The sequence below is a fragment of the Paracoccus mangrovi genome, from assembly GCF_042648425.1.
In the GTDB taxonomy this organism is placed as follows: Bacteria; Pseudomonadota; Alphaproteobacteria; order Rhodobacterales; family Rhodobacteraceae; genus Paracoccus; species Paracoccus mangrovi.
The window spans coordinates 159,571-183,492 of the sequence record NZ_JBHRXJ010000008.1; the positions used below are offsets into that span (position 1 = coordinate 159,571).

21 protein-coding genes are annotated in these 23,922 nt (G+C 64.9%); 3 read left to right on the forward strand and 18 right to left on the reverse strand.

Going from position 1 to position 23,922, the window contains the following annotated elements; translation table 11 throughout:
* Positions 1-7 precede the first annotated feature (7 nt).
* The 6 genes from ACFOMH_RS12375 to coxB form a co-directional block, all read right to left on the reverse strand.
* The gene (locus ACFOMH_RS12375) at positions 8-679 is read right to left on the reverse strand and encodes an SURF1 family protein (RefSeq protein WP_374424390.1); all 672 of its coding nucleotides are present in this window, start codon (positions 677-679) and stop codon (positions 8-10) included.
* A gap of 65 nt (positions 680-744) precedes the next feature.
* Positions 745-1,569 (reverse strand): cytochrome c oxidase subunit 3, encoded by an 825-nt coding sequence (locus ACFOMH_RS12380; RefSeq protein ID WP_377744800.1) that lies wholly within the window; start codon positions 1,567-1,569, stop codon positions 745-747.
* A gap of 35 nt (positions 1,570-1,604) precedes the next feature.
* The gene (locus ACFOMH_RS12385; protein ID WP_377744802.1) at positions 1,605-2,189 is read right to left on the reverse strand and encodes a cytochrome c oxidase assembly protein; all 585 of its coding nucleotides are present in this window, start codon (positions 2,187-2,189) and stop codon (positions 1,605-1,607) included.
* A complete protein-coding gene (locus ACFOMH_RS12390; protein WP_374424396.1) occupies positions 2,186-2,446 on the reverse strand; it encodes a hypothetical protein in 261 nt (86 codons plus the stop codon). The genes ACFOMH_RS12385 and ACFOMH_RS12390 overlap by 4 nt, the downstream gene beginning before the upstream one ends.
* Complete coding sequence (gene cyoE, locus ACFOMH_RS12395; protein WP_374424398.1) at positions 2,446-3,390, reverse strand: heme o synthase; 945 nt, start codon at positions 3,388-3,390, stop codon at positions 2,446-2,448. Before cyoE ends, ACFOMH_RS12390 begins: the two co-directional genes overlap by 1 nt.
* A 9-nt stretch (positions 3,391-3,399) precedes the next feature.
* Positions 3,400-4,296: a cytochrome c oxidase subunit II gene (gene coxB, locus ACFOMH_RS12400; protein WP_374424400.1), complete on the reverse strand. Its 897-nt coding sequence runs from the start codon at positions 4,294-4,296 to the stop codon at positions 3,400-3,402.
* A 161-nt stretch (positions 4,297-4,457) separates the two neighbouring features.
* Here coxB and tldD point away from each other — a divergent pair, with 161 nt between their 5' ends.
* The 3 genes from tldD (at position 4,458) to ACFOMH_RS12415 (ending at position 9,433) form a co-directional block, all read left to right on the forward strand.
* Positions 4,458-5,879 carry a metalloprotease TldD gene (gene tldD, locus ACFOMH_RS12405; protein WP_377744804.1) on the forward strand — a complete coding sequence of 474 codons (1,422 nt, stop codon included), beginning with the start codon at positions 4,458-4,460 and terminating at the stop codon, positions 5,877-5,879.
* A 152-nt stretch (positions 5,880-6,031) separates the two neighbouring features.
* The gene (gene dprA / locus ACFOMH_RS12410; protein WP_377744806.1) at positions 6,032-7,228 is read left to right on the forward strand and encodes a DNA-processing protein DprA; all 1,197 of its coding nucleotides are present in this window, start codon (positions 6,032-6,034) and stop codon (positions 7,226-7,228) included.
* A gap of 132 nt (positions 7,229-7,360) precedes the next feature.
* Positions 7,361-9,433 carry an OmpA family protein gene (locus tag ACFOMH_RS12415; RefSeq protein WP_377744808.1) on the forward strand — a complete coding sequence of 691 codons (2,073 nt, stop codon included), beginning with the start codon at positions 7,361-7,363 and terminating at the stop codon, positions 9,431-9,433.
* 125 nt (positions 9,434-9,558) lie between these two features.
* Here ACFOMH_RS12415 and phoB read toward each other — a convergent pair whose 3' ends face one another.
* The 12 genes from phoB to ACFOMH_RS12475 form a co-directional block, all read right to left on the reverse strand.
* Positions 9,559-10,248, reverse strand: coding sequence for a phosphate regulon transcriptional regulator PhoB (phoB, locus tag ACFOMH_RS12420; protein WP_374424408.1), 690 nt, complete (start codon positions 10,246-10,248; stop codon positions 9,559-9,561).
* 3 nt (positions 10,249-10,251) lie between these two features.
* Complete coding sequence (gene phoU, locus ACFOMH_RS12425; protein WP_374424410.1) at positions 10,252-10,968, reverse strand: phosphate signaling complex protein PhoU; 717 nt, start codon at positions 10,966-10,968, stop codon at positions 10,252-10,254.
* Positions 10,969-10,985: 17 nt separating this feature from the next.
* Entirely contained in the window at positions 10,986-11,783 is a 798-nt protein-coding gene (gene pstB / locus ACFOMH_RS12430) for a phosphate ABC transporter ATP-binding protein PstB (RefSeq protein ID WP_374424411.1), read from the reverse strand.
* A 21-nt stretch (positions 11,784-11,804) separates the two neighbouring features.
* A complete protein-coding gene (pstA, locus tag ACFOMH_RS12435) occupies positions 11,805-13,157 on the reverse strand; it encodes a phosphate ABC transporter permease PstA (protein WP_377744810.1) in 1,353 nt (450 codons plus the stop codon).
* Positions 13,154-14,344: a phosphate ABC transporter permease subunit PstC gene (pstC, locus tag ACFOMH_RS12440; protein WP_377744811.1), complete on the reverse strand. Its 1,191-nt coding sequence runs from the start codon at positions 14,342-14,344 to the stop codon at positions 13,154-13,156. The genes pstA and pstC overlap by 4 nt, the downstream gene beginning before the upstream one ends.
* Positions 14,345-14,405: 61 nt before the next feature.
* Entirely contained in the window at positions 14,406-15,434 is a 1,029-nt protein-coding gene (locus ACFOMH_RS12445) for a substrate-binding domain-containing protein (RefSeq protein ID WP_377744813.1), read from the reverse strand.
* A gap of 143 nt (positions 15,435-15,577) precedes the next feature.
* Positions 15,578-16,678, reverse strand: coding sequence for a chorismate synthase (gene aroC / locus ACFOMH_RS12450; RefSeq protein WP_377744815.1), 1,101 nt, complete (start codon positions 16,676-16,678; stop codon positions 15,578-15,580).
* Positions 16,679-17,141: 463 nt separating this feature from the next.
* On the reverse strand, positions 17,142-20,474 hold the full coding sequence (gene carB, locus ACFOMH_RS12455; RefSeq protein ID WP_377744816.1) for a carbamoyl-phosphate synthase large subunit: 3,333 nt from the start codon (positions 20,472-20,474) through the stop codon (positions 17,142-17,144).
* A 114-nt stretch (positions 20,475-20,588) separates the two neighbouring features.
* Complete coding sequence (locus tag ACFOMH_RS12460) at positions 20,589-20,942, reverse strand: hypothetical protein (RefSeq protein WP_377744818.1); 354 nt, start codon at positions 20,940-20,942, stop codon at positions 20,589-20,591.
* Positions 20,943-20,973: 31 nt separating this feature from the next.
* Positions 20,974-21,336 carry a cell division protein ZapA gene (locus ACFOMH_RS12465; protein ID WP_374424421.1) on the reverse strand — a complete coding sequence of 121 codons (363 nt, stop codon included), beginning with the start codon at positions 21,334-21,336 and terminating at the stop codon, positions 20,974-20,976.
* A 2-nt stretch (positions 21,337-21,338) separates the two neighbouring features.
* Positions 21,339-21,995, reverse strand: coding sequence for a hypothetical protein (locus tag ACFOMH_RS12470; RefSeq protein ID WP_377744820.1), 657 nt, complete (start codon positions 21,993-21,995; stop codon positions 21,339-21,341).
* A 216-nt stretch (positions 21,996-22,211) separates the two neighbouring features.
* Positions 22,212-23,834: a BCCT family transporter gene (locus ACFOMH_RS12475; protein WP_377744821.1), complete on the reverse strand. Its 1,623-nt coding sequence runs from the start codon at positions 23,832-23,834 to the stop codon at positions 22,212-22,214.
* Positions 23,835-23,922: the final 88 nt, after the last annotated feature.

Below are 23,922 nucleotides of genomic sequence, written 5' to 3' on the forward strand. Positions count from 1 at the left end.
CGTCCCCCTAGAATTGACGTTGCCTGATACGCCAGATCAGCGCCACTGTCATCCCTGCCCAGACCGCCGCGATCATGAACCATTGCATCGCATAGCTGAGATGGTTGTTCGGAATGCCCTCGATGGCGACGGGGATCGGCACCACCCCCTGTGCGTCGCCCCGGATTTCGGCGGCGACGACCAGCACCGGCTCGGTCCCCAGCGCGGCCGCCATCGCCGGCACGTCGCGGGCGAACCAGATATTCGCATCAAGGTTCGGCTCGGGGGTGGCACTGCCCTTTTCATCGGGCCAATGCAGGTTTCCCGCCACCTCAAGGCGCACGGGCGGGCGCGGATCGTGCTTGTGATCCTGATCGACGAAACCGCGATCCAAAAGGATGTGACGGCCGTCATCGGTGACAAAGCCCGAAACCACCTGATAGCCGCCGCCCGACTCGCGCGTGCCCGAAAGCACGTCGATTTCCTGTCCCGTGGTCTGGCCCGCGACATAGACCGGCGCATATTTCATCGACGGATCGACGGCGGCCGGCAGAGCCACGGGCGCGCTGTCGATGCGGGACTGGATGCGGGCGATCATGTCCTCTTTCCAGTCCAGCCTGCGCAGCTGCCACAGGCCCAGCGAAATCAGGATGGCGCAGCCCAGAATGCCGATAATCAGCGGGAACAGGTATCGGCGCATGGCCTCTCCATAAAAAAACGGCGCGGGGGCGTCTGCCCCCGCGCCGGTCCGAATGTCGGCCGGGATCAGCGGCCCCAGATATAGACGACCACGAACAGGAACAGCCAGACCACATCGACGAAGTGCCAGTACCAGGCGGCGGCCTCGAAGCCGACATGCTGCTCCTGGGTCATCTGGCCACGCGAAAAGCGGATCAGACAGATGAACAGAAAGATCGTGCCGATGATGACATGGGCACCGTGGAACCCGGTCGCCATGTAGAAGGTGCCGGCATAGACGGTGTCGGACAGGCCAAAGGCGGCATGGCTGTATTCATAAGCCTGAAGCGCGGTAAAGCACAGGCCCAGGATCACCGCCACGACCAGCCCGCGAATGGTGGTCTTGCGGTCGCCGTCATGGACAAAGGCATGGTGCGCCCAGGTCACCGCGACGCCCGACAACAGCAGGATCAGCGTGTTGATCAGCGGCAGGTGCCAGGGGTCGAAGGTGACGATGCCTTCCGGCGGCCAGACGCCGTCCTTGATCGGGCTGTCCGGCCCCATCGGATACATGGCGTTCTTGATAAAGGCCCAGAACCAGGCGACGAAGAACATCACCTCGGAGATGATGAACAGGATGACGCCATATTGCAGCCCGATGCGCACGACCGGGGTATGCTCGCCATCCTCGCCCTCTTCGATCACATCGGCCCACCAGCCGAACATGACGTAAAGCACCGCGACAAAGCCGATCAGGAACATCCACGGGCCTTCGACCGGGGCGCCGAGCACGGTGATGCCCTTCATCCAGGCCACCGCACCGGTCAGCATCACAAAGGCAGAAATCGCGCCCAGGAAAGGCCAGATGGATGGCGGCAGGATCTGATAGTCGTGGTTCTTTACATGGGCCATGGCTGCATTCCCGGCTGTTGCTGGTTCTTGTTCATTCAGTTTACGCTCGGCACCGTCCCGGCATCCAGCACCGCCTGTTTGGGCGGGGCCGGCGGATCGGTCAGGTGAAAGGTATAGGACAGGGTGATGTCGCGGATACGCCCGGCATCGCGATCGTCGACCAGTTCGGGATCGACAAAGAAGCTGACCGGCATTTCGACGCGCTCGCCCGGTTGCAGGGTCTGCTCGGTAAAGCAGAAGCACTCGATCTTGTTGAAGAAATAGCCCGCAGTTTCGGGCGCCACGTTATAGCTGGCGGTGCCGGTGATGGGCTTGTCGGTGGTGTTGATCGCCTCATAAAAGGCCATCGCGTTCTCGCCGATGCGGATTTTCATCTCGCGCTGCATCGGGCGGAAGGTCCAGCCCATATTGTCATCGACATTGGCGTCAAAGCGCACGCGCACCATTTCGTCCAGCACGGTATCGGACGCGGTCAGCGACACATTGGTGGTGCCGCCATAGCCCGTGACCTTGCAAAACCAGTTGTAAAAGGGCACCGCCGCCCAGGCCAGCGCCCCCATCACCACGACCACGCCAACCAGCATGGTCAGGATGCGGGTATTGGATTTGTGCGGATTCATTGCCCGCCCTCCTGCGTGGCCTGCGCGCCGGGGGTGCCGGGGGCGGCCACGGGCGCGGGATTGCGCGCCGGCGCATCCGGGTCGCGCGGCAGCATCGAGGCGCGCGGCCGGTGGTCAAAGCCCTGCATCATGTCGCCTTGGGTGATCTTGACCACCGAAAGCCCAAAGACCAGCGCGACAAAGGCCAAAAGCGCGAAAAGCACGCCCAGATTGCGGCTGCGGCGGCGCTTGTGCAATTCGTGTTCGACTTGCAGCATCACCACCCCCCGATCCACGGGCCCGCCCAGTGCTGGACCAGCAGCGCCAGGAAGTGCAGGAAGGTATAGTAAAGCGACAGCCGGAAATAGCGCTTTTCGACCCGATAGCCATCGGCCTCGGCCTCGGCTTCGCTGCGGTGCAGGATGCGCCAGCCACCGGCGATGAAGAGCAGGTTCAGCACCACCGAAACCGCCAGATAAAGCGGCCCGCCGACCGAGGTGAAGCCCAGCCAGATCGCAAAGGGCGCAAGCACCAGCGTATAGGCAAAGATGTGACGGCGCGCGACCTTGCGGCCATGCGTCACGGTCAGCATCGGCACGCCGGCCTTGGAGTAGTCACCCTTCATGAACAGCGCCAGCGCCCAGAAATGCGGCGGTGTCCAGAAGAAGATAAGCGCGAACATCAGCAGCGATTCCACGCTGATGCCCCCGGTCGCGCAGGCCCAGCCGATCATCGGCGGAAAGGCACCGGCCGCGCCGCCGATGACGATGTTCTGCGGCGTCCGGCGTTTCAGCCAGACCGTATAGATCACCGCATAAAAGAAGATGGTAAAGGCAAGGAAACCCGCCGCGAACCAATTCGCCGCCAGCCCCAGCATCATCACCGACAGGCCCGAAAGCGCGATGCCCACGGCCAGCGCCTCACCGGCGGGGATGCGGCCCGCAGGCACCGGGCGGTTCGCCGTGCGCTTCATCACCGCGTCGATATCGGCATCATACCACATGTTCAGCGCGCCCGAGGCGCCGCCGCCAAGCGCGATGAACAGCACGCAGCAAAAGGCGACGAACGGGTTCATCGGCACCGGCGCGATCCACAGCCCGACAAAGGCCGTGAACACCACAAGCGACATCACCCGCGGCTTCAACAGCGCGACATAGTCGCCAAAGCCCGCCTCGAAACCATTGTCCGAGGCGGCCCCTTCATATGCGTTGGTATCGGCCACGATCAGCCCTTATTCCGCCAGCGCCAGCTGGACGGGTTTCGCCGGCAGGTAATCCGAGGCGTCGGCCGCGAATTCCTCTTTCGCGCCAGCCAGCCATGCGTCGTATTTTTCCTGGCTGACGGCTTTGACGACGATGGGCATATAGGCGTGGTTGATGCCGCAAAGTTCCGAGCACTGGCCGAAATAGACGCCTTCCTGATCGACCGAGAACCACAGTTGCGCGATCCGGCCCGGCACCGCGTCCTGTTTGACGGCGAATGCGGGCACGGTCCAGCTGTGGATCACGTCGGTGGCGGTCACCTGGACCAGAACCTTCTTGCCGACCGGAACGACGACGGGATTGTCGGCGGCCAGCAGATATTCGTCCTCGGAATAACCGGCCGCGGCCAGCGCGTCCTTTTCCAGCATCAGCGCGTCAAAGGCGATGCCGTCATTGGGATATTCATAGGACCAGTACCACTGATGGCCGATGGCCTTGACCACCAGATCCGGGTCGTTGGGCATTTCCTGGCTGCGGAACAGGATCGGCAGCGAAAAGGCGCCGATGGCCACAAGGATCAGCACCGGAACCAGCGTCCAGATCACCTCGATCGGGGTGTTGTGGGTAAAGCGCGCGGGAACGGGATTCGCGCGGCGATTGAACCGGACGATACAGATCAGCAGCAGCAGACAGACGAAAATCGTCACGCCGGTGATGATGTAGAGCACGAAGTGATCCAGCCATTGCTGGTCATGCGCCAGCGGGCTCGATGCGGGCTGAAAGCCCATGCCGCCGTTCACCGGCTTGCCGATCACGGGCAGATCGCCCAGCACGTCCTGCGCGAATGCCGGAGCAGCCACCATTCCCGCCAGTCCCAGGCCCGTCACCGCCGCCAGACCGCGGCGCATCGTCGCAATTGCCATCATTCCATCCCGTTGCCTACATTCCACCGGTCGGCGCGCTGATATGCCGCAACCGGTATCGGTGTTGCACCACAACCATATCTTACCCGCTGCGGCAAGCCTATTGCTATCGACTTTCGACCAAAATTCCCTTACCCGAGGCCCTCACGCAAGGACCGATCCGCATGACCGACGCTTCGTTTTCCCCGTTTGAGACCCATCTGGATCAGGATCGCGCCCTAGCGGTCCTGCGCAAGGCGCTGGATGGCGCCGAGGATGGCGAATTGTTTCTGGAACGCGCCCGGTCCGAAGCGCTGGTCTTTGACGACGGCCGGCTGCGCAATGCCACCTATGACGCCGAACAGGGCTTCGGCCTGCGCGCCGTGCGGGGCGAGGTCACCGGCTATGCCCATTCGACCGATATCAGCGAATCCGCCCTGAAAAAGGCTGCCGAAACCGTGCGGCTGGCCGTCGGCGATGGCGGCGGCACGCTCGCGCTGCCGCCCCGGGGCGAGATCACGCCGCTTTACGCCGCCATAGACCCGGCAGCGGGCGTCAGTTTTGCCGCGCGCGTGGCGCTTTTGCGTGAAATCGACGCCTTCGCGCGCGACCTGGACCCGCGCGTGGTCCAGGTCTCGGCCAGCCTCGCGACCTCGGTGCAAGAGGTGGCCATCCTGCGCCCCGAAGGCGGGCTTTCGACCGATATCCGGCCGATGGCGCGGATCAATGTCTCGGTCATCGTGGAATCGAACAGCCGCCGGGAATCGGGCAATGCCGGTGGCGGCGGGCGCATCGCGCTGGACGGGCTGGTCACGCCCGAACACTGGCAGGGGCTGGTGCGCGAGGCGCTGCGCATCGCGCTGGTCAATCTGCGTTCGGTGCCGGCACCGGCGGGGGTGATGGATGTGGTGCTTGGCCCCGGCTGGCCCGGCATCCTGCTGCATGAGGCGGTGGGCCACGGGCTCGAAGGGGATTTCAACCGCAAGGGGCATTCCGCCTTTGCCGGCCTTCTGGGCCAGCGGGTCGCGGCCCCGGGCGTGACGGTGATCGACGACGGCACCATTCCCGACCGGCGCGGCTCGATCTCGGTCGACGATGAGGGCACGCCCCCCGGCCGCAATGTGCTGATCGAGGATGGCGTGCTGGTCGGCTATATGCAGGACCGCCAGAATGCGCGGTTGATGGGGGTCGAACCGACCGGCAACGGACGGCGCCAAAGCTATGCCCATGCACCGATGCCGCGCATGACCAATACCTTCATGCTGGCCGGGACCGAGGATCCGGCCTCGATCCTGTCGGGGCTCGAGGACGGGATTTATGCCGTCGGCTTCGGCGGCGGTCAGGTGGACATCACCAATGGCAAATTCGTCTTTTCCTGCACCGAGGCTTACCGCGTGAAGAATGGCGAGGTTGGCGATCCGATCCGGGGCGCCACGCTGATCGGCGACGGCGCGACCGCCCTGCGCCAGATCCGCGCCATCGGCAACGATCTGTCGCTGGATCCGGGAATCGGCAATTGCGGCAAACAGGGGCAATGGGTGCCGGTGGGTGTCGGCCTGCCCAGCCTGCGAATCGGCGGGCTGACCATCGGCGGATCCAGTTCCTGAAATCCATAGATTTTACATAAACTTGCGCGCACCGATCCGGGCTAACGCATTTTTAACCATTCCCGTGCCAAGTTTCCTCTGCGGATGAGGCAAAGGCACCGGACATGATGGCAAGACCGCTTTCTTTCGACCCCCACCACCCTCCAATCCCCATGAAAGGGGACGGTCTTGCGGTGCTGCGCCTTATCCGTTCGCGCAAGGTGGGGCCTGCCACCTTTCACCGGCTGCTGGCGGAACATGGCAGCCCCGATGCCGCGCTGGCGGCACTGCCGGATATGGCGCGGGCCGCCGGGCTCGACAGCTATGCCCCCTGCCCCCGCAGCATCGCCGAGGCCGAGATCGAGGCCGGCCGGCGCGCCGGTGCCCGGCTGCTGACCTGGGACGATCCCGATTATCCCGCGCTCTTGCGTGAAATCGCCGAGGCGCCGCCGGTCCTGTGGGTGCGGGGCGATCTGTCGGTGCTGGAACGGATTCCGGTCGCGGTGATCGGGGCGCGCAATGCCTCGTCGCTGGGTCTGCGGATGGCGCGCGGCATGGCTTTGGGGCTGGCCCAATCGGGGGCCGCCGTCATCGCCGGTCTGGCCCGCGGCATCGACACCATCGCGCATGAGGCCGCGTTGAGCACCGGCACCGTGGCGGTCATGGCGGGCGGCATCGACATGATCTATCCAAGCGAGAATGCCGCTTTGGCCGAATCCATCTGTGAAACCGGGTTGCTGATCAGCGAACAGCCCCCGGGAACCGAAGCCGTGGCCCGGCATTTCCCGGCCCGCAACCGCATCATTTCCGGCCTGTCGCGCGCCGTGGTGGTGATCGAGGCCGCGCAGCGTTCGGGCAGCCTGATCACCGCGCGCTGCGCGCTGGATCAGGGGCGCGAGGTGATGGCCGTGCCCGGCCATCCGATGGATGCGCGGGCCGCAGGCTGCAATCTGCTGATCCGTGACGGCGCGGCGCTGGTGCGCAATTCCGAAGACGTGCTGACGGCATTGCAAATCGACGCGGCCGAACGCAGCCCCGCCCCTGTGCCCAGCCCCGCCGCGCGGCCGGCCGTCGTGGCAAGCTCGGCGCGCGCCAGCGCGGGCATCGCGCGCGCGCTTCAACCCGCCGCCGTCGCACGCCGGCTGGCCGAGCTGGGCCACAAGATCGCCACCCGCCCGGTACAGGGCGGTCCGGTCAACCTTGAGGCGCGCATCCTGTCGCGCCTTGGCCCCAGCCCGACCGAGGAAAACCTGCTGATCCGCGATCTGGGATTGCCGGCGGCGGCGCTGGCCCCGGTGATCCTGACGCTTGAGCTTAGCGGCCGGATCCAGCGTCTGGCCGGGGGAAAGCTGGTTCTAACCGGCAACTGAACGCGCCATTTGCGACGCATTGCACCACCCGTCCGGCCCCCGCGATCACAGGGCGGTCACGGCGATGTTTGGGAACCGCCCCCCCGATGAGCGGTTGATCCGCATCACGCGACCATCGGAAAGAGGACCGACATGCGCCGCATCTATCGCACCACCACCGCCCTTGTGGCCTCGCTCGCCATCGTGACGCCGCAGCTTTCACTGGCGCAGGCCGAGCAACAGGTTCTGCCCCAGGCAGAGGCGCCGGAACAACCGGCGGCCGAAGCCGCAGCCCCCGAAACCGCCCCCGAACCGGCCGCCCCCGAGGCAGAGGCAGCCCCGGAACAAGAGGCCGCGGAACCCGCCGCCGAACAGCCGCAGGAAACACCCGCCGAAGCGGCGGCTGACGCGGCGATGACAAGCGAGCCTGCCGCCGAAGCCGCCGACACGCCCCCGGCCGAGGCCGCGCCGGAAGCCGCCGGAAAAGCCGCTGCGGAACCGATTGCCGAACCTGCGCCCCCCGAAGAAACCGAAGCGACCCCCGAGCCGCTTGAAGCCAAGGAGCCGCAGGCAAAGCCCCCCGTGGTCGATGCCGCCGCCCCCACCGCCAAACCCGAAGATGCCGCCGAGGCCGCCGCCCGGACCGAGCAGATGGCGGACGAGGCCAAGAAACAGCCCGCCCCCAAGCCCGCCAAAGCAGACGCCAAGACCGCGAACGATGAGGACGCGACCGAAGCCCTGCGCGAAAAGCTGGAAGCCAAGGCATCCGATGCCAAGGACGGTACCAAGGACAAGGTGCAGCAACCCCAAACCGAAGCCCAGACGTCCAAGGCCCCGGCGGAAAAGCCCGCCGACGCGCCGAAAGTGGATGCGCAACCGGCCGAGACCATGACGACCGAGACGGCGCCCGCCAAGAAAGCGGGCGAAGACAAGGCGGACGAGGCCAAGGAGTCGAAGGACAAGGAGTCGAAGGACAAGGCCGCGAAAGCCGTGGACGACGACACCGAAGCCCTGCGCAAGCAGCTTGAGGAAAAGAACGCCCCGAAAGCGGCAACCAGCCCCGAAACCGCAACTGGGACCGCAACCGGGACCGAGCCGGCCGAAATGCCCGCCCCCGAAGCCCAGGCCAAGCCGAATGCCGTGGCAAAACGCGCCGCCGAAGAGGTCGCCCCCGTGACCGCCGCGGCCTTGCAGGCCGAACCCGGCAAGGAAGGCAAGGGCGAGGTGGTCGAACAGACCATCACCCAGGACAATGCTCGCAGCTCGGCGCAGGAATTCGCGACCGCCGTCACCCAGGGTCTTCAGGCCGCGCCCGAACCCGAAGCGCGCAAGAAAGACGACGATGACAGCGGCCGCGATCTGGCCAAGCTGTTGCTGGCGGGCGCGGCGGGCTTTGCCGTCGGCAAGATGCTCTCCAACGACCGTCAGGTGGCGCTGAACACCGGCGACCGCGTGGTCGTCACCCTGCCCGATGGCAGCCAGCAGGTGATCAAGGACGAAAACGCGCTGCTGTATCGTCCCGGCTCGAACGTGCAGACCGAGACCTTTCAGGACGGCTCGACCCGCAGCACGGTGCTGCGCGAGGATGGCAGCCGCGTCGTCACCATCCGCGACGCCAATATGAACATCCTGCGCCGCACGCTGATCCGCGCCGATGGCAGCGAAACCCAGCTGATCGACGATACCGAGGCAAAGCCCGTCCGCATCGCCGACCTGCCCAAGCCGCCGCCGGTGCGCAGCATTCGCGGCCCGATGTCCGAGGACGCGCTGCGCGAGGCATTGCGCCGCGAGGCCGCGATCGACCGCCGCTTCAGCCTGGGCCAGATCCGCGACATCCCCGAGGTGCGCGCGCTGGTCGCCCCCGTGAACGTGCCCGAGATCACCTTTGACACCGGCTCGGCCGCGATCACGCCCGATCAGGCGCAGCAACTGGCGACGCTGGGCAAGGTCATCCGCGACAGCATCGCGCGCAACCCCGACGAGATTTACATGATCGAGGGTTATACCGACGCCATCGGCTCAAACGCGGCAAACCTTGCGCTGTCGGACCGGCGCGCGGAATCGGTCGCGCTGGCGCTGACCGAATATTTCCAGGTGCCGCCCGAAAACATGGTCGTTCAGGGTTACGGCGAACAGTTCCTGCTGATCCCGACCGAAGCCGCCGAACGTGAAAACCGCCGCGTCGCCGTGCGCCGGATCACCGAGTTGCTGGCACAACGCAACTGATCCCCGCCGGGCCGGTTCATGGAACGATCCATGCCGCGCCCGGCCCCAAGAAAACCGGCCGCAGGAAACGGGAAAGCCGCGGGGATCACCCCCGCGGCTTTCGCATTCCTCCGCCCCGGCCGGGATCAGCCCAGCGAATAGCCCGTGCCGCGCACCGTCCGCACCGGATTGTCGCCGCCATTGGCCATCAGCGCCTTGCGCAACCGGCCGACATGCACGTCGATGGTGCGGGTATCGACATAGATGTCGCGCCCCCAGACCCGGTCCAGCAATTGCTCGCGCGTCCAGACGCGGCCGGGCTTTTCCATCAGCGTGCTCAGCAAGCGAAATTCGGTCGGGCCCAGATGCAGCGGCTGACCGGCGCGAAACACCCGATGTTCGCCCGCATCCAGAATGATATCGGCAAAGCTGAGCCTTTCGCCCATGGTCGCCGGCCGCGTCCGGCGCAGCTGGGTGCGCAGCCGCGCCATCAGCTCAACCACGGAATAGGGTTTGACGACATAGTCGTCGGCCCCGGTTTCCAGCCCGCGCACCCGGTCCACCTCTTCGGAACGGGCCGACAGCATGACGATCGGGATCTGGCGGGTCTGGGGATCGGCCTTGACCCGGCGACAGACCTCGATGCCGCTGACATTGGGCAGCATCCAGTCCAGCACGATCAGATCGGGCTGTTCCTCGGCGACCAGCAGCATCGCCTCGTCGCCATTTTCGGCCAGCACGACCTCGAAGCCCTCGGCCTCAAGGTTGTATTTCAACACCTCGCGCTGCGCGCCCTCATCCTCGACAACCAGAACACAGGGTTGGGATTGCGCCATGGATCAGACCCTTTCGGTATTCAGGCGCGGCACGCTTTCGCCCTTGGGACGGGTGTCCTCGGGCAGGTCGCCGGTCGCCAGATAGATCACCTGTTCGGCGATGCCGGTCGCGTGATCGCCCATGCGTTCGATATTCTTGGCGATGAAATGCAGATGCATGCAGGCGGTGATGCTGCGCGGATCCTCCATCATATAGGTCAGGAATTCGCGAAACAGCGCGTTATACATCTGATCGACCTCGAGATCGCGCTTGCGCACATCCTCGGCCAGGGCGGCGTCGCGCTGGATATAGCTGTCCAGCGCGTCCTTCATCATCCCCTCGACGGTCATCGACATCCGCCGCAATGCCATGCCCGCGCCCTCGATCACCGGCAGATCGCCCAGCACATTGCTGCGCTTGGCGATGTTCTTGGCGTAATCGCCCACGCGCTCCAGACTGGCCGAGATCTTGATCACCGAAAGCACCATGCGCAGATCGGTGGCGCGCGGTGCGCGCAGCGCGATCAGCCGGGCGGCTTCCTCGTTGATCTGCAATTCCAGCGCGTCGATGGCCTTGTCGCGGCGGCGCACGTCCTCGGCCAGCTCGTCGTCGCGGTTTTCCAGCGCATTGGCCGCGTCATTGATCGCACTTTCGACCATGCCGCCCATCTTGACGACCATGGCCTGCACGGTTTCCAGATCGCGGTCAAAGGCCGAAAGGATGTGGCGTTCACTGTTCATATCCGGTCCCCTTTGCCCTAGCCGATGCGGCCGCTGATATAGCTTTCCGTCCGCGGATCGCGCGGATTGGTGAAAATTTCATCCGTATCGTCATATTCGACCAAATTGCCCAGGTGAAAGAATGCGGTTTTCTGGCTGACGCGGGCGGCCTGCTGCATCGAATGGGTCACGATCACGACCGAGAATTCGGACCGGAGCTGATCGATCAGTTCCTCGACCTGGCCGGTGGCGATGGGGTCGAGCGCGCTGCAAGGTTCGTCCATCAACAGCACCTCGGGCTGGGTGGCGACGGCGCGGGCGATGCACAGGCGCTGTTGCTGGCCGCCCGAAAGACCGGTGCCGGGATCGGCCAGACGGTCCTTGACCTCGTTCCAGAGCGCCGCCCCGCGCAGCGATTTCTCGACGATCTCATCGAGTTCGGCGCGGTTTCGGGCCAGCCCGTGGATGCGCGGCCCGTAAGCCACATTGTCATAGATCGACTTGGGAAAGGGATTCGGCTTTTGAAACACCATCCCGACCTTGGCGCGCAGCTGCACCGGATCGACGCGCTTGTCATAGATATCCTCGCCATCCAGCGCGATCCGGCCCGACACGCGACAGATGTCGATGGTGTCGTTCATCCGGTTCAGACAGCGCAGAAATGTCGACTTGCCACAGCCCGAGGGGCCGATAAAGGCGGTCACGGTCTTGTCCAGCAACTCGACGCTGACATCCTTGATGGCGTGTTTGTCGCCGTAATGGACCTGCACGTCCCGCGCGGTGATCTTGATATCGGACTGGTCCACGCTGCGCTCCAGAATGCTCATGTCGTTCATTATCGTGTCTCCGTGTCCTGTTTACCACCGACGCTCGAATTTGCGGCGCAGGAAGATGGCAACAAGGTTCATGCACAAAAGGAATACCAGCAGGACGATGATCGCCCCCGAGGCACGTTCGATAAAGGCGGGGTCGGCGCGCTGGGTCCAGTTAAAGACCTGAACCGGAAGGGCCGAGGCGGGATCGAACAACCCTTCGGGCGGCGCCGCAGGGAAGTTTTTGACAAAAGCCACCATCCCGATCAGCAAAAGCGGCGCGGTTTCACCCAAAGCCTGGGCAAGCCCGATGATGGTCCCGGTCAGGATCCCGGGCAGGGCCAGCGGCAGGACGTGATGAAACACCGACTGCATGCGCGATGCCCCCACCCCCAAAGCCGCGTCGCGAATGCTGGGCGGCACCGCCTTGAGCGCCGCGCGGGTGGCGATGATGATCGTGGGCAGCGTCATCAGCGTCAGCACCAGACCGCCGACGATGGGCGCCGATTGCGGCAGGCCCGCGAAATTGATGAAAGCCGCAAGGCCAAGGATGCCGAAGACGATGGACGGCACCGCGGCAAGGTTCGAGATGTTCACCTCGATAATGTCGGTCCAGCGGTTTTTCGGGGCGAATTCCTCAAGATAGATGCTGGCGCCGACACCGATGGGCACCGACAGAAACAGCACCACCAGCATCATGTAGAGCGAACCCAGAATGGCGATGCCGACGCCGGCCGCCTCGGGGCGCTGGTCGGAGGCATCGGGACTGGTCAGGAACGACCAGTTCCAGACCGTGTCCAGCATCCCCTGCGCCCTGAGCGCATCGGCCAGCTGCAACTGCTGGGGCGAGGTATTGGCGTCGCGGGCCGCGCTTTCCATGCTGACGCGGCCCTTGTAATAGCCGTCGACCCGGCCATTCACCAGAACGCGCGCCGGAACCGTCTGACCGATCAGGCCGGGATCGGCCAGCACCCGGGCGCGCAACTGCGCCGCCGCCTCTTTCGAGATCAGGTCCTTGATGTCCTTGCCGGACAGATCGGCCACCACGATCCCCTTTTCCGCGATGACCGCTTGCAGCGACTGATCCAGCAGCTTGCCATAGGTCAGGGTCAGGACCTTCTTGATATCCTCGGGGTCGCGATTGCCCTTCTTGTCCAGCTGGGCCGCGTCGAGCGTGACGGGAATTTCCAGATAGGTCTGGCGGAAAGCGCCGATGCCGCCGGTCACGATGGTGAAAAGCAGGATCAACAGCATGACCACCGCAATGGCGATGGCGCCCAGCCCATAGGCACGGAAGCGGGCCTCGGCGGCGTTGCGTTTGCGGGTGCGCGCATCCAGCGTCAGAAGCGAGCTTTTGCCCGGCGGAACGGCGGGCCCCGGCAGGGTCGCGTCGGTCATTCGTACTGCTCCCGGTATTTGCGCACGACATAAAGCGCGACGATGTTCAGCCCCAGGGTGATGGTGAAAAGCGTCAGGCCCAGAGCAAAGGCGACCAGCGTTTCGGGCGCGGCGAAATCGGTGTCGCCGGTCAGCTGGCTGACGATCTTGACGGTGATGGTGGTCATCGCCTCGAACGGGTTCAGCCCCATCTGGGCGGCGGCGCCCGCGCCCATGACCACGATCATCGTCTCGCCGATGGCGCGCGACGCGGCCAGCAGGATGGCCCCGACAATCCCGGGCAGCGCGGCGGGCAGCACCACCTTGCGGATGGTTTCCGACCGGGTCGAACCCAGCCCCAGCGCGCCGTCGCGCAGGGATTGCGGCACGGCATTGATGATGTCATCGGACAGCGAGCTGACGAACGGGATCAGCATGATCCCCATGACCAGCCCCGCCGTCATCACCGAGGATCCCGACGATCCCAGGCCCAGCGGCTGCGCGAACCAGTCGCGCAGCATCGGCCCCACGGTGATCAGCGCGAAAAGGCCATAGACGATGGTCGGGATGCCGGCCAGAACCTCGATCATCGGCTTGGCGATGCTGCGCATCCGCCCCGACGCGTATTCCGACATGTAGATCGCGGCAAACAGCCCGATCGGCACCGACACGGCCAGCGCGATCACCGAAATGTAAAGCGTGCCCCAGAGCAGCGGCAGGATACCCAGATCGGACCCACCGCCGAAACGCGGCGACCAGGTGGTGCCGAAAAAGAACTCGGTCCAGGAATATTGCTGAAAGAAATGCCCGGTCTCGAAGAGCATCGACAGCACGATCCCTGCGGTGGTCAGGATGGCGATGCTGGAACACAGCATCAACAGCGCCTTGACCGTGGTTTCGACGGCATTGCGGGCGCGGAAATCCGGCGCCGTGCGCGTCAGCGCAAAGGCCAGCCCCGCGGCGGCAAGGATCAGCGCGACCGCCGAAATCAGCGCCGGGCTGGTCGCCGGCCAGAGAAAGCGCCAGATGGCGGTCACGAAAAGCGCCGGCACCCCGATCAGCAGCGCGGCGTTCCAGCCGTAATAGCTGGGCCGGGAATGCAGCTTGCGGATGTCGCCGCCCGCCAGTCGGACGGCGCGGGACCGGGTGGCAAGATAGCCCAACCCCGACAGGGCAAGGACGATCAGGATTGTCCACGAAACAGGCATCGGAACCCTCGGATACGATCAAAACCGGATGGGCGCGGGGTCTGTCCCCGCGCCCGCCGGATCACTGTGCGATGGTCGCTTCGTCCGCCACGGCCGTCTGGGTCGCGGCCAGCTCGGGATCCGAGACCAGGCCATAGGCGGCCAGCGGGCCCTCGGGGCCAGCGAGCTCGTCCGAGACGAAGAATTCGACATATTCCTTGAGGCCCGGAATGGTGCCGATATGCTGTTTCTTGACGTAGAAGAACAGCGGACGCGACACCGGGTATTCGCCCTTTGCGATGGTCTCGGTCGAGGGGGTGATGCCGCCGATGGTCGCGACCTTCAGCTTGTCGGTGTTGTTTTCGTAGAACGACAGGCCAAAGACGCCGATGCCGTTCGGGGCCGACTGGATGCGGGCCAGCGTCTCGGTATAGTCGCCGTCGATATCCACCGATTTGCCATCGGTGCGCAGGGACATGCAGGCGGCTTCGCCGTCATCTTCGCCCTTTTCGGCGGTAAAGACCTCGGCGGCGCCGGTTTCCTCGCAGCCGGCGGCGATGACCTTTTCCTCGAACACTTCGCGGGTGCCGTGCTTGGTGCCGGGCACGAAGGCCAGAATCTCCTGATCGGGCAGATCGGCGCGGATCTCGGACCATTTGGTATAGGGGTTGGCGACGATCTTGCCGTCCTGGACCACCTCGGCGGCCAGCGCATTGAACCAGTCGGCGGCGGTAAAGGCGAAATCGTTGCCGTTGATGTCGCTGGCAAAGACGATGCCGTCATAGCCGATGCGGACTTCCATGATCTCGGTCACGCCGGCGGCCTTGCAGGCCTCTTTCTCGCTGTCCTTGATCGGGCGCGAGGCATTGGCGATGTCGATCGTGTTCTCGCCCACGCCCTCGCAGAACTTCTTCAGCCCCGCCGAGGAACCGCCCGATTCCACCACCGGGGTCGGGAAATCGGTATTCTCGCCAAAGGCTTCGGCGACGATCGTGGCATAGGGCAGCACGGTGGACGAACCCGAGACCTGGATCTGGTCGCGGGCCGCAGCCGCAGTGGCCGAGGCCGCAATCACGGCCAGCGCCGACACGGTGAGTTTCGCGGATTTCATAGGATCACTCCTGACATTAACCATCTGGCCGTTGTGGCCTGCGCGTTCTCTAGAACGGCTATGCGACGATTATGCGAACGGAATGTAACAGCCCTGCGACAATCCACCTTGCGCCGGGATTTGCCTGTGGATCAATGCCTTGATCAGCCGATCGGGCCGCGCAGACCGCCGGTCTGGGCGCGGTCCATCATCAGGTGATCCAGAATCACACAGGCCGCCATCGCCTCGCCGATGGGCACGGCGCGGATGCCGACGCAGGGGTCGTGGCGGCCCTTGGTGATCAGCTCGATTTCCTCGCCCTTCTGGTTGATGGTGCGGCGCGGGGTCAGGATCGAACTGGTCGGCTTGACCGAAAACCGCACGACGATGTCCTGCCCGGTCGAGATGCCGCCCAGAATCCCGCCGGCATGGTTGGACAGGAATTCCGGCCCGTCGGGCCCCATGCGAATCTCATCGGCATTGGCGGTGCCGCTGAGCGCGGCGGCGGCCATGCCCTCGCCGATCTCGACGCCCTTGACGGCGTTGATCGACATCATCGCGGCCGCCAGATCGGTGTCGAGTTTGGCATAGACCGGCGCGCCAAGGCCGGGCGGACAGCCCTGGATCAGCACCTCAAGCGCCGCGCCGACGCTGTTCTGATCCTTGCGCACCGCGTTCAGATATTCCTCCCATGCGGGAACGGCGCCGGCATCGGGCAGAAAGAACGGGTTCTGCCCGATCTGGCCGGCATCGAAATGCGCGCGGTCCAGATGCAGGCTGCCCATCTGCACCATATAGCCGGTGATTTTCAGATCCGGCACCAGATCGCGCAGCACCGCCTGTGCCACGCCCCCCGCCGCGACCCGCGCCGCCGTTTCGCGCGCGCTGGAACGCCCGCCGCCGCGATAGTCGCGGATGCCGTATTTCAGATGATAGGCGATATCGGCATGGCCGGGGCGAAAGGCCTGCGCGATCTCGCCGTAATCCTTGCTGCGCTGGTCGGTGTTTTCGATCATCAGCTGAATGGGCGTGCCGGTGGTGCGCCCCTCGAACACGCCCGACAGGATGCGGACCTGATCGGCCTCTTGCCGCTGGGTGGTGAATTTCGAGGTGCCGGGGCGGCGGCGGTCCAGAAATTGCTGAATGAAAGCTTCGTCCAGCTCGACCCCGGGCGGACAGCCGTCGACGGTGGCACCCAGCGCCGGCCCATGGCTTTCGCCCCAGGTGGTAAAGGTAAAGATCCGGCCGAAAGTATTGAAGCTCATCTGTATCGCCCCTTTTTCCCTGCGATAGCCGCGCGGGCCGTGCGGGGCAATCCCCGGCGCGGAAATCCCCCCGGCACAGGCCCATGCGAATCAGGCGATTCGCCGAATTTATCGTCTGTCTTCAACGAATTGACCGACGTTCACATCCATTTCACGCAAAGCGTTTAAATCTGTTTCCACGGTCGGGCAGCCAGATCGGATTGTCGCAGGAGATTTGATCAGCAAGGTATTTACGAGTGGCGCATGATATTTGCGTATTCCGCGACAACTGGGCGTGGTCCACCGGGCCGCGCCCATTCTCATTGCCGCCGGGCTTGCGACATGCCGGAACGGTATTTCGACACCGCATCAAGACCGTGCCGGGACCCGCCCTCCGCCGCCACTATCCGGCGTGGCGCGCGCCGGGTCCGAAAATCCTTCGGCCCGGCGGCGCGGCGAATGTCCCGGTCGGCGGCCCGCCCCCTCAGGCCTGAAGCGAGCGGACCATCACCTCGCCCTCGCCCCGCGACTTGATCGCCGCGACCGCCGCGATGCTTCCCGCTGCGGTGGTGAAATACGGGATCTTGTCGTTCAGCGCGACGGCCCGGATCTCGCGGCTGTCGGCGATGGCCTGCGCGCCTTCGGTGGTGTTCAGCACCATCACGATTTCGGCGTTTTTCAGGCGGTCGACGACGTTCGGGCGCCCCTCATAGACCTTGTTCACGGTTTCGGTCGCGACCCCTGCCGCCTTGAGGAACTCGGCCGTGCCACGCGTCGCGATCAGCGTGAAGCCCATCGCGGTCAGATCACGCGCGGCCTGCGCCATGGCATCCGTCTTGTCGGCATCGCGCACCGAAACAAAGACCAGCCCGGATGCCGGCAGATGCACCCCCGCGCCAAGCTGCGCCTTGAGGAAGGCGCGCGGGAAGTTGCGGTCCCAGCCCATCACCTCGCCGGTCGAGCGCATTTCCGGCCCAAGCAGCGTGTCGACGCCGGGGAAGCGGGCAAAGGGCATCACCGCCTCTTTGACCGAGAACCAGGGCGTTTGCGGATCGGCCAGTGTCAGCGGATCGGCAAAGGGCAGCGGATCTTCGGGACCGGCGCCGGCGGGATAGGCGGCGCGGGCCGGGAAATTCGCCATCGGCTCGCCCGCCATCAGCCGCGCGGCGATGCTGGCGATGGCGCTGTCGGTGGCCTTGGCAACAAAGGGCACGGTGCGGGATGCGCGCGGGTTCACCTCAAGCACATAGATCGCACCGTCCTTCAGCGCGAACTGCACATTCATCAGCCCGACCACGTTCAGCGCGCGGGCCATGGCCTCGGTCTGGCGTTTCAGCTCGGCGATGGTCGCGGCGTCCAGCGTATGGGGCGGCAGCGAACAGGCGCTGTCGCCCGAATGGACGCCGGCCTCTTCGATATGCTCCATGATGCCGGCGACATGCACGGTCTTGCCGTCGCAAAGCGCGTCCACATCAACCTCGATCGCGCCCGACAGATAGCTGTCCAGAAGCACCGGGCTGTCGCCCGAAACCTGCACCGCCTCGCGGATATAGCGGTTCAGCTGATCCATATCGCGCACGATTTCCATGGCGCGGCCGCCAAGGACATAGGACGGACGGATGACCAGCGGGAAACCGATGCGGGTCGCGATCTCGATGGCTTCCTCGCCCGAACGGGCGATGCCGTTGATCGGCTGCTTGAGGTTCAGGTCGTTCAAAAGCTTCTGGAAACGCTCGCGATCCTCGGCAAGGTCGATGGCGTCGGGCGTGGTGCCCAGGATCGGAATGCCCTCGCGTTCCAGCGCATTGGCCAGTTTCAGCGGCGTCTGACCGCCGAACTGCACGATAACGCCGTGCAGCGTGCCGTTTTCCTGTTCGATGCGCAGGATTTCCAGCACATGTTCCAGCGTCAGCGGCTCGAAATACAGCCGGTCCGAGGTGTCGTAATCGGTGCTGACCGTCTCGGGGTTGCAGTTGATCATGATCGTCTCGTAGCCGGCCTTGGTCAGCGCGAAACAGGCATGACAGCAGCAATAGTCGAATTCGATCCCCTGCCCGATCCGGTTCGGACCGCCGCCCAGGATCACCACCTTCTTGCGGTCGCTGGGCCGGGCCTCGTTTTCGACATCGCCCATCGCCGGGGCTTCATAGGTCGAATACATATACGGGGTCTGGGCCTCGAACTCGGCGGCGCAGGTGTCGATGCGCTTGAAGACCGGATGCAGGTCCAGCGCGCGGCGGGCCTGACGGACGGCGGTTTCCGATTGCCCGGCAAGCTGTGCCAGACGCGCATCCGTAAAGCCCATCATCTTGAGCTTGCGCAGCCCCTCCAGATCGGCGGGGATGCCGCCCGCGCGCACGGCATTCTCGGCCTCGACGATCTCGCGCAGGCGGTTCAGGAACCACGGATCAAAGGCGGTGGCGTGCTGGATCTCGTCATTGCTCAGCCCGTGGCGCATGGCTTGCGCGATCAGGCGCAGCCGGTCGGGGGTCTGGGCGCTGATCGCCTTGACGATGGCGGCCTTGTCGGGGGCGCCGGGGATCTCGATATCGTCAAGGCCGGTCAGCCCGTTCTCCATCGAGGTCAGCGCCTTTTGCAGCGACTCGTGGAAGGTGCGGCCGATCGCCATGACCTCGCCCACCGATTTCATCGCGGTGGTCAGCTCGGGCTTGCTGCCCGGGAATTTTTCAAAGGCAAAGCGCGGGATCTTGGTCACGACATAGTCGATCGAGGGCTCGAAGGACGCCGGCGTAACCTTGGTGATGTCGTTGTCCAGCTCGTCCAGCGTATAGCCCACGGCCAGTTTCGCGGCGATCTTGGCAATCGGGAACCCCGTGGCCTTGGATGCCAGCGCCGAGGACCGGCTGACGCGCGGGTTCATCTCGATCACCACCATGCGGCCATCGGCCGGGTTGATCGCCCATTGCACGTTCGAGCCGCCGGTTTCGACGCCGATCTCGCGCAGGACCGCGATGCTGCCATTGCGCATGCGCTGATATTCACGGTCGGTCAGGGTCAGCGCCGGCGCGACCGTGATCGAATCGCCCGTATGCACCCCCATCGGATCGACGTTTTCGATGGAACAGACGATGATGGCATTGTCGGCACGGTCGCGCACCACCTCCATCTCGTATTCCTTCCAGCCCAGCAGTGACTCGTCGACCAGCACCTGCGCCACCGGCGATGCCTCAAGCCCCGAACGCAGGATGCGCTCGTAATCGTCGCGATTATAGGCGACGCCGCCCCCGGTGCCGCCCAGCGTGAAGGCCGGACGGATGATCGCCGGCAGGCCGATATCCTCCAGCGCCTCGATGCCGATGGCCAGCCCCGCGGCGATATCGTATTTGCCGTTGGGATGCTTGGGCGCCGCAACGATGGTGGCTCGTGGGTTTTCCAACCCGATCCGGTCCATGGCCTCGCGGAACAGCTTGCGATCCTCAGCCATTTCGATGGCGGCGCGCTGCGCGCCGATCAGCTCGACCCCATAGCGGTTCAGCACCCCCATATCGGCCAGGGCCAGCGCGGTGTTCAGCCCGGTCTGCCCGCCCATCGTCGGCAACAGCGCGTCGGGCCGTTCCTTGGCGATGATCTTTTCGACGATTTCGGGGGTGATCGGCTCGATATAGGTGGCATCGGCCATTTCCGGGTCGGTCATGATCGTGGCGGGGTTCGAGTTCACAAGGATGACCCGATACCCCTCTTCGCGCAGCGCCTTGCAGGCCTGTGCCCCGGAATAGTCGAATTCGCAGGCCTGCCCGATGACGATGGGACCGGCGCCGATGATCAGGATGGATTTGATATCGGTTCTTTTCGGCATGATCGTCCCTCGGGCTGGCGGCAGATAAATCGTCCGGGGTTATAGCCATGGCGGGCCAAGGCGCAAGGGTTGGTGAAACGCTGGCGGGAAAATTCGCCCCGCCCGCCCGCACGATCAACCAGCCATGCCCATGATCGCCCCGATCAACAGCGCAAAGCCCAGATTGGCGAACGCGGCGACGGTCCCGGCCGCCATCCTGCGGCCCGAACCGGCGAGAGCCAGCGCCAGCCCCTGTACCCCCAGAAACAGCGCGATCCCCGGGGACCACGACCAGCGATAAAGCCGCGACAGGACGGAGCGCGAGCCATCATCCCCGGACCAATCCGCAAACCCGAAGGCCAAAGGCGACATATACCAGAAAAGGGCCAACCCACCCGCGACAAGGCTCATGCCCGCCATGAGCACCCAAAAGACCGCACCGCCCCCAGAGATGGGGCGCGCCCGCGCCGTCCGCCCTTTCTTCTTCACTCAAATATCCAAAGAACCGTGCCGCAGGCGATCACCCGGCCTGTTGATCCTCGGCCTTCTGCGCCAGCGCCTCGGCCCGCGCCGCAAGCTCGGCCATGGCCTCGGCCAGGCTGTCGGGCACCACCGGCACCTCGACCCGCTGCGGATTGGATTTCAATCGCGCAAGCTCGCGTTCGGCCGAAGCCGCCCGATCCTCAAGCGCCGAAGTCCGGTCCGCCAGCATCAGCCCCGCCAACAGCAAAAGCCGTGGCTCGGGCATCCGGCCGGCCTGTCCCAGAATGGCCTGCGCCTCGGTATCCAGAAGCGCGGCGGCACGTTTGAGCAACCGTTCCTCGCCCTCCTGACAGGCCAGCGTATAGGATTTGTGCCCGATGCTGAAATCGACCTCGGCCATTATCAGCCCCTTTCCTCGTCTTCGTCATGCCCGCCGGCCGCCTGTCCCGCGATCTCGCGCGGCATCGGCGGCGTTTCAAGCATGACCGCGGCCTCTGGTTCACGCGCCGGGGCCGGGGCGCGCGCGGGCGCGCGGCGCGACGGTGCGACGGCAGGCGGGGCGGCAGGCGGGGCGGCATCGACCGCGACATCGGGGGTGCCGATCATCCGGTCGAGGGTCTCGATAATGTCGCCCATCTGCGCGATCTCGGCGGCGCGGCTGGCGCGCAGCGATTCGATTTCGGCCTCAAGCGCGCCGCGCGTGGCATCCCCGGACGGCGCGGCGGCCCCGGAAAGCGCCCGGTTGGCGGCGGCAAGCGCCTCGTTGGCGGCGGTCAGCTGCGCGGTCTCTTGCCCCAGCGCCTGAACGCGGTCCTGGGCGGCGGCAAGCCGGGCCTCGTATTGGGTCGCCGCCGCGCTCTGGCGTTCGTGCAGCAGCACCATTTCCTGCGACAGACGGGCGTTTTCATCGCGCATCGCGCGCAACTCGGCCTCAAGCGCGGCCAGCGCTGGGGCATCGCCCTGCCCGCGACCCGCGCCGGCACTCTGGTCCAGAAACCGGTCGATGCGGTCCAGCGCCGCGATCAGCCGCTTTTCACTGGCGTTCAGGTCGTCTCTCATCGGCCAGGATCCTTTTCGGGTCGCTTGTCCTTTGCGCAGCCGGTCGTCCGCGCCTGTCGTCACACTTTTTGACACCGGATCGGCCATAAGACAAGGACGGCGGACAGGTGCCCCGAACCGGGGCAGTTGACAGGGGCTTGCGGGGAACGGGCGGGGGATCCCCTGCCCGTTCCGGTTTCATGGCCTGTGGCGCTTGTGCGTCACAGCTTGCGGCGCTCAGGCCGCGACCACCTCGCGCCATTCATCCATCAGGCCGCGGATGATCGCCACCACCGCGCCCAGCAGCACGAAGGTAAAGGGCAGCCCGGTCGACACCGCCATGGCCTGAAGCGCGGTCAGCCCGCCCCCCAGCAAAAGCGCGATGGCCACCATGCCCTCGAACCCGCACCAGAAGATGCGCTGCGGGACCGGCGCATGCACCTTGCCCCCGGCCGAGATGGTGTCGATCACCAACGAGCCGGAATCCGACGAGGTGACAAAGAACACGATCACCAGCACGATGCCGATGAAGCTGCTGATCTGATGCAGGGGCAATTGGCCCAGCATCTCGAACAGCTTCAGCTCAAGCGCGGCATCGGCGACACCGGCAAAGCCGGCGGTATATTCGCTGATCGCGGTGCCGCCCAGCGCCGTCATCCACAAGACCGAGATCAGCGAGGGCACGATCAGCACGGCGGTCAGAAACTCGCGCACCGTGCGGCCCCGCGACACCCGGGCGATGAACATGCCGACAAAGGGCGACCAGCTGATCCACCACGCCCAATAGAATGCCGTCCAGCCCTGACGGAAATTGTCATCCGTGCGGCCAAAGGGATTCGAGAGCGGGATCAGATCGCGCGCATAAGCACCCAGATTGACGAAAAAGCCGGTGATGATCTCCCATGTCGGACCGGCAAGGATCACGAACAGCAAAAGGATCGCCGCCAGGATCATATTCGCCTCGGACAAAAGCTTGACGCCCTTTTCGACACCCGCGACGACGCTGAAGGTGGCAACCGCCGTGATCGCAAGGATCAGCACGATCTTGGTGGTCGTACCGTCGCCGATCCCGAACAGATAATGCAGGCCCGCCGTCGCCTGTTCGGCACCAAAGCCAAGCGATGTGGCCAGACCGAAGATGGTGGCGAACACCGCCAGAATGTCGATGATATGGCCGGGCCAGCCCCAGACGCCTTCGCCAAAGATCGGATAGAATACCGAACGCATGGTCAGCGGCAGGCCCTTGTTATAGCTGAAAAGCGCAAGCGCAAGCGCGACCACCGCATAGATCGCCCAAGGATGCAGGCCCCAGTGAAAGATGGTGGCCGCCATGGCAAGGTTGCGTGCGCCGGCCTCGTCACCCGGCGCGCCATTTAGCGGCGCCCAGTCGGTGCGGATGCCGTTTTCAAGCGTCGGGCCGGACAACGCGGCCTGAAAATGCCCCATCGGCTCGGCCACGCCGTAAAACATCAAGCCGATGCCCATGCCGGCCGCAAACAGCATCGCGAACCAGCCGGTCAGCGAAAAATCCGGCTTGGCATCGGGACCGCCCAGCCGGACCCGGCCAAGCGGCGACAGGATCAGTCCAAGGCACAGAACGACAAAGATATTGCCGGCGGTCAGGAAGAACCAGTCGAGCCGGCTGGTCAGCCAGCCGCGCATGCCGGTAAAGAAAACCTCGACGCCGCTGGGCTGGGCCACGCCATCGACGGGCGGAACGGCGGTCAGATATTGCAAGATCACCGTGCCCAGCGTGAAGGCGACGATCGCCGCCGCCGAGATCACGAAGACCGGATTATGGATGTCGAAGGGAATGCGCCCTTCGCCCTGGATATTGTCCTGCCCGATTTCATCCCACATTCTCCAAGTAAGTCGCTGATTTCGCTGTCGTAATCGTGATATTTCGCATATAAATCATGGCGTTGACGGCTGCGAGGGGCGCGTTTCA

What these genes read in the sequence shown, in the direction of transcription:
- pstA (WP_377744810.1), bottom strand. Translation starts at nt 13,157, where the DNA reads ATGACCGACGCGACCCTGCCGGGGCCCGCCGTTCCGCCGGGCAAAAGC.
- ACFOMH_RS12390 (WP_374424396.1), bottom strand. Translation starts at nt 2,446, where the DNA reads ATGCTGCAAGTCGAACACGAATTGCACAAGCGCCGCCGCAGCCGCAAT.
- pstB (WP_374424411.1), bottom strand. Translation starts at nt 11,783, where the DNA reads ATGAACGACATGAGCATTCTGGAGCGCAGCGTGGACCAGTCCGATATC.
- phoB (WP_374424408.1), bottom strand. Translation starts at nt 10,248, where the DNA reads ATGGCGCAATCCCAACCCTGTGTTCTGGTTGTCGAGGATGAGGGCGCG.
- ACFOMH_RS12415 (WP_377744808.1), top strand. Translation starts at nt 7,361, where the DNA reads ATGCGCCGCATCTATCGCACCACCACCGCCCTTGTGGCCTCGCTCGCC.
- carB (WP_377744816.1), bottom strand. Translation starts at nt 20,474, where the DNA reads ATGCCGAAAAGAACCGATATCAAATCCATCCTGATCATCGGCGCCGGT.
- phoU (WP_374424410.1), bottom strand. Translation starts at nt 10,968, where the DNA reads ATGAACAGTGAACGCCACATCCTTTCGGCCTTTGACCGCGATCTGGAA.
- dprA (WP_377744806.1), top strand. Translation starts at nt 6,032, where the DNA reads ATGAAAGGGGACGGTCTTGCGGTGCTGCGCCTTATCCGTTCGCGCAAG.
- ACFOMH_RS12445 (WP_377744813.1), bottom strand. Translation starts at nt 15,434, where the DNA reads ATGAAATCCGCGAAACTCACCGTGTCGGCGCTGGCCGTGATTGCGGCC.
- ACFOMH_RS12475 (WP_377744821.1), bottom strand. Translation starts at nt 23,834, where the DNA reads ATGTGGGATGAAATCGGGCAGGACAATATCCAGGGCGAAGGGCGCATT.
- pstC (WP_377744811.1), bottom strand. Translation starts at nt 14,344, where the DNA reads ATGCCTGTTTCGTGGACAATCCTGATCGTCCTTGCCCTGTCGGGGTTG.
- ACFOMH_RS12375 (WP_374424390.1), bottom strand. Translation starts at nt 679, where the DNA reads ATGCGCCGATACCTGTTCCCGCTGATTATCGGCATTCTGGGCTGCGCC.
- coxB (WP_374424400.1), bottom strand. Translation starts at nt 4,296, where the DNA reads ATGATGGCAATTGCGACGATGCGCCGCGGTCTGGCGGCGGTGACGGGC.
- ACFOMH_RS12470 (WP_377744820.1), bottom strand. Translation starts at nt 21,995, where the DNA reads ATGAGAGACGACCTGAACGCCAGTGAAAAGCGGCTGATCGCGGCGCTG.
- ACFOMH_RS12465 (WP_374424421.1), bottom strand. Translation starts at nt 21,336, where the DNA reads ATGGCCGAGGTCGATTTCAGCATCGGGCACAAATCCTATACGCTGGCC.
- tldD (WP_377744804.1), top strand. Translation starts at nt 4,458, where the DNA reads ATGACCGACGCTTCGTTTTCCCCGTTTGAGACCCATCTGGATCAGGAT.
- ACFOMH_RS12380 (WP_377744800.1), bottom strand. Translation starts at nt 1,569, where the DNA reads ATGGCCCATGTAAAGAACCACGACTATCAGATCCTGCCGCCATCCATC.
- aroC (WP_377744815.1), bottom strand. Translation starts at nt 16,678, where the DNA reads ATGAGCTTCAATACTTTCGGCCGGATCTTTACCTTTACCACCTGGGGC.
- ACFOMH_RS12385 (WP_377744802.1), bottom strand. Translation starts at nt 2,189, where the DNA reads ATGAATCCGCACAAATCCAATACCCGCATCCTGACCATGCTGGTTGGC.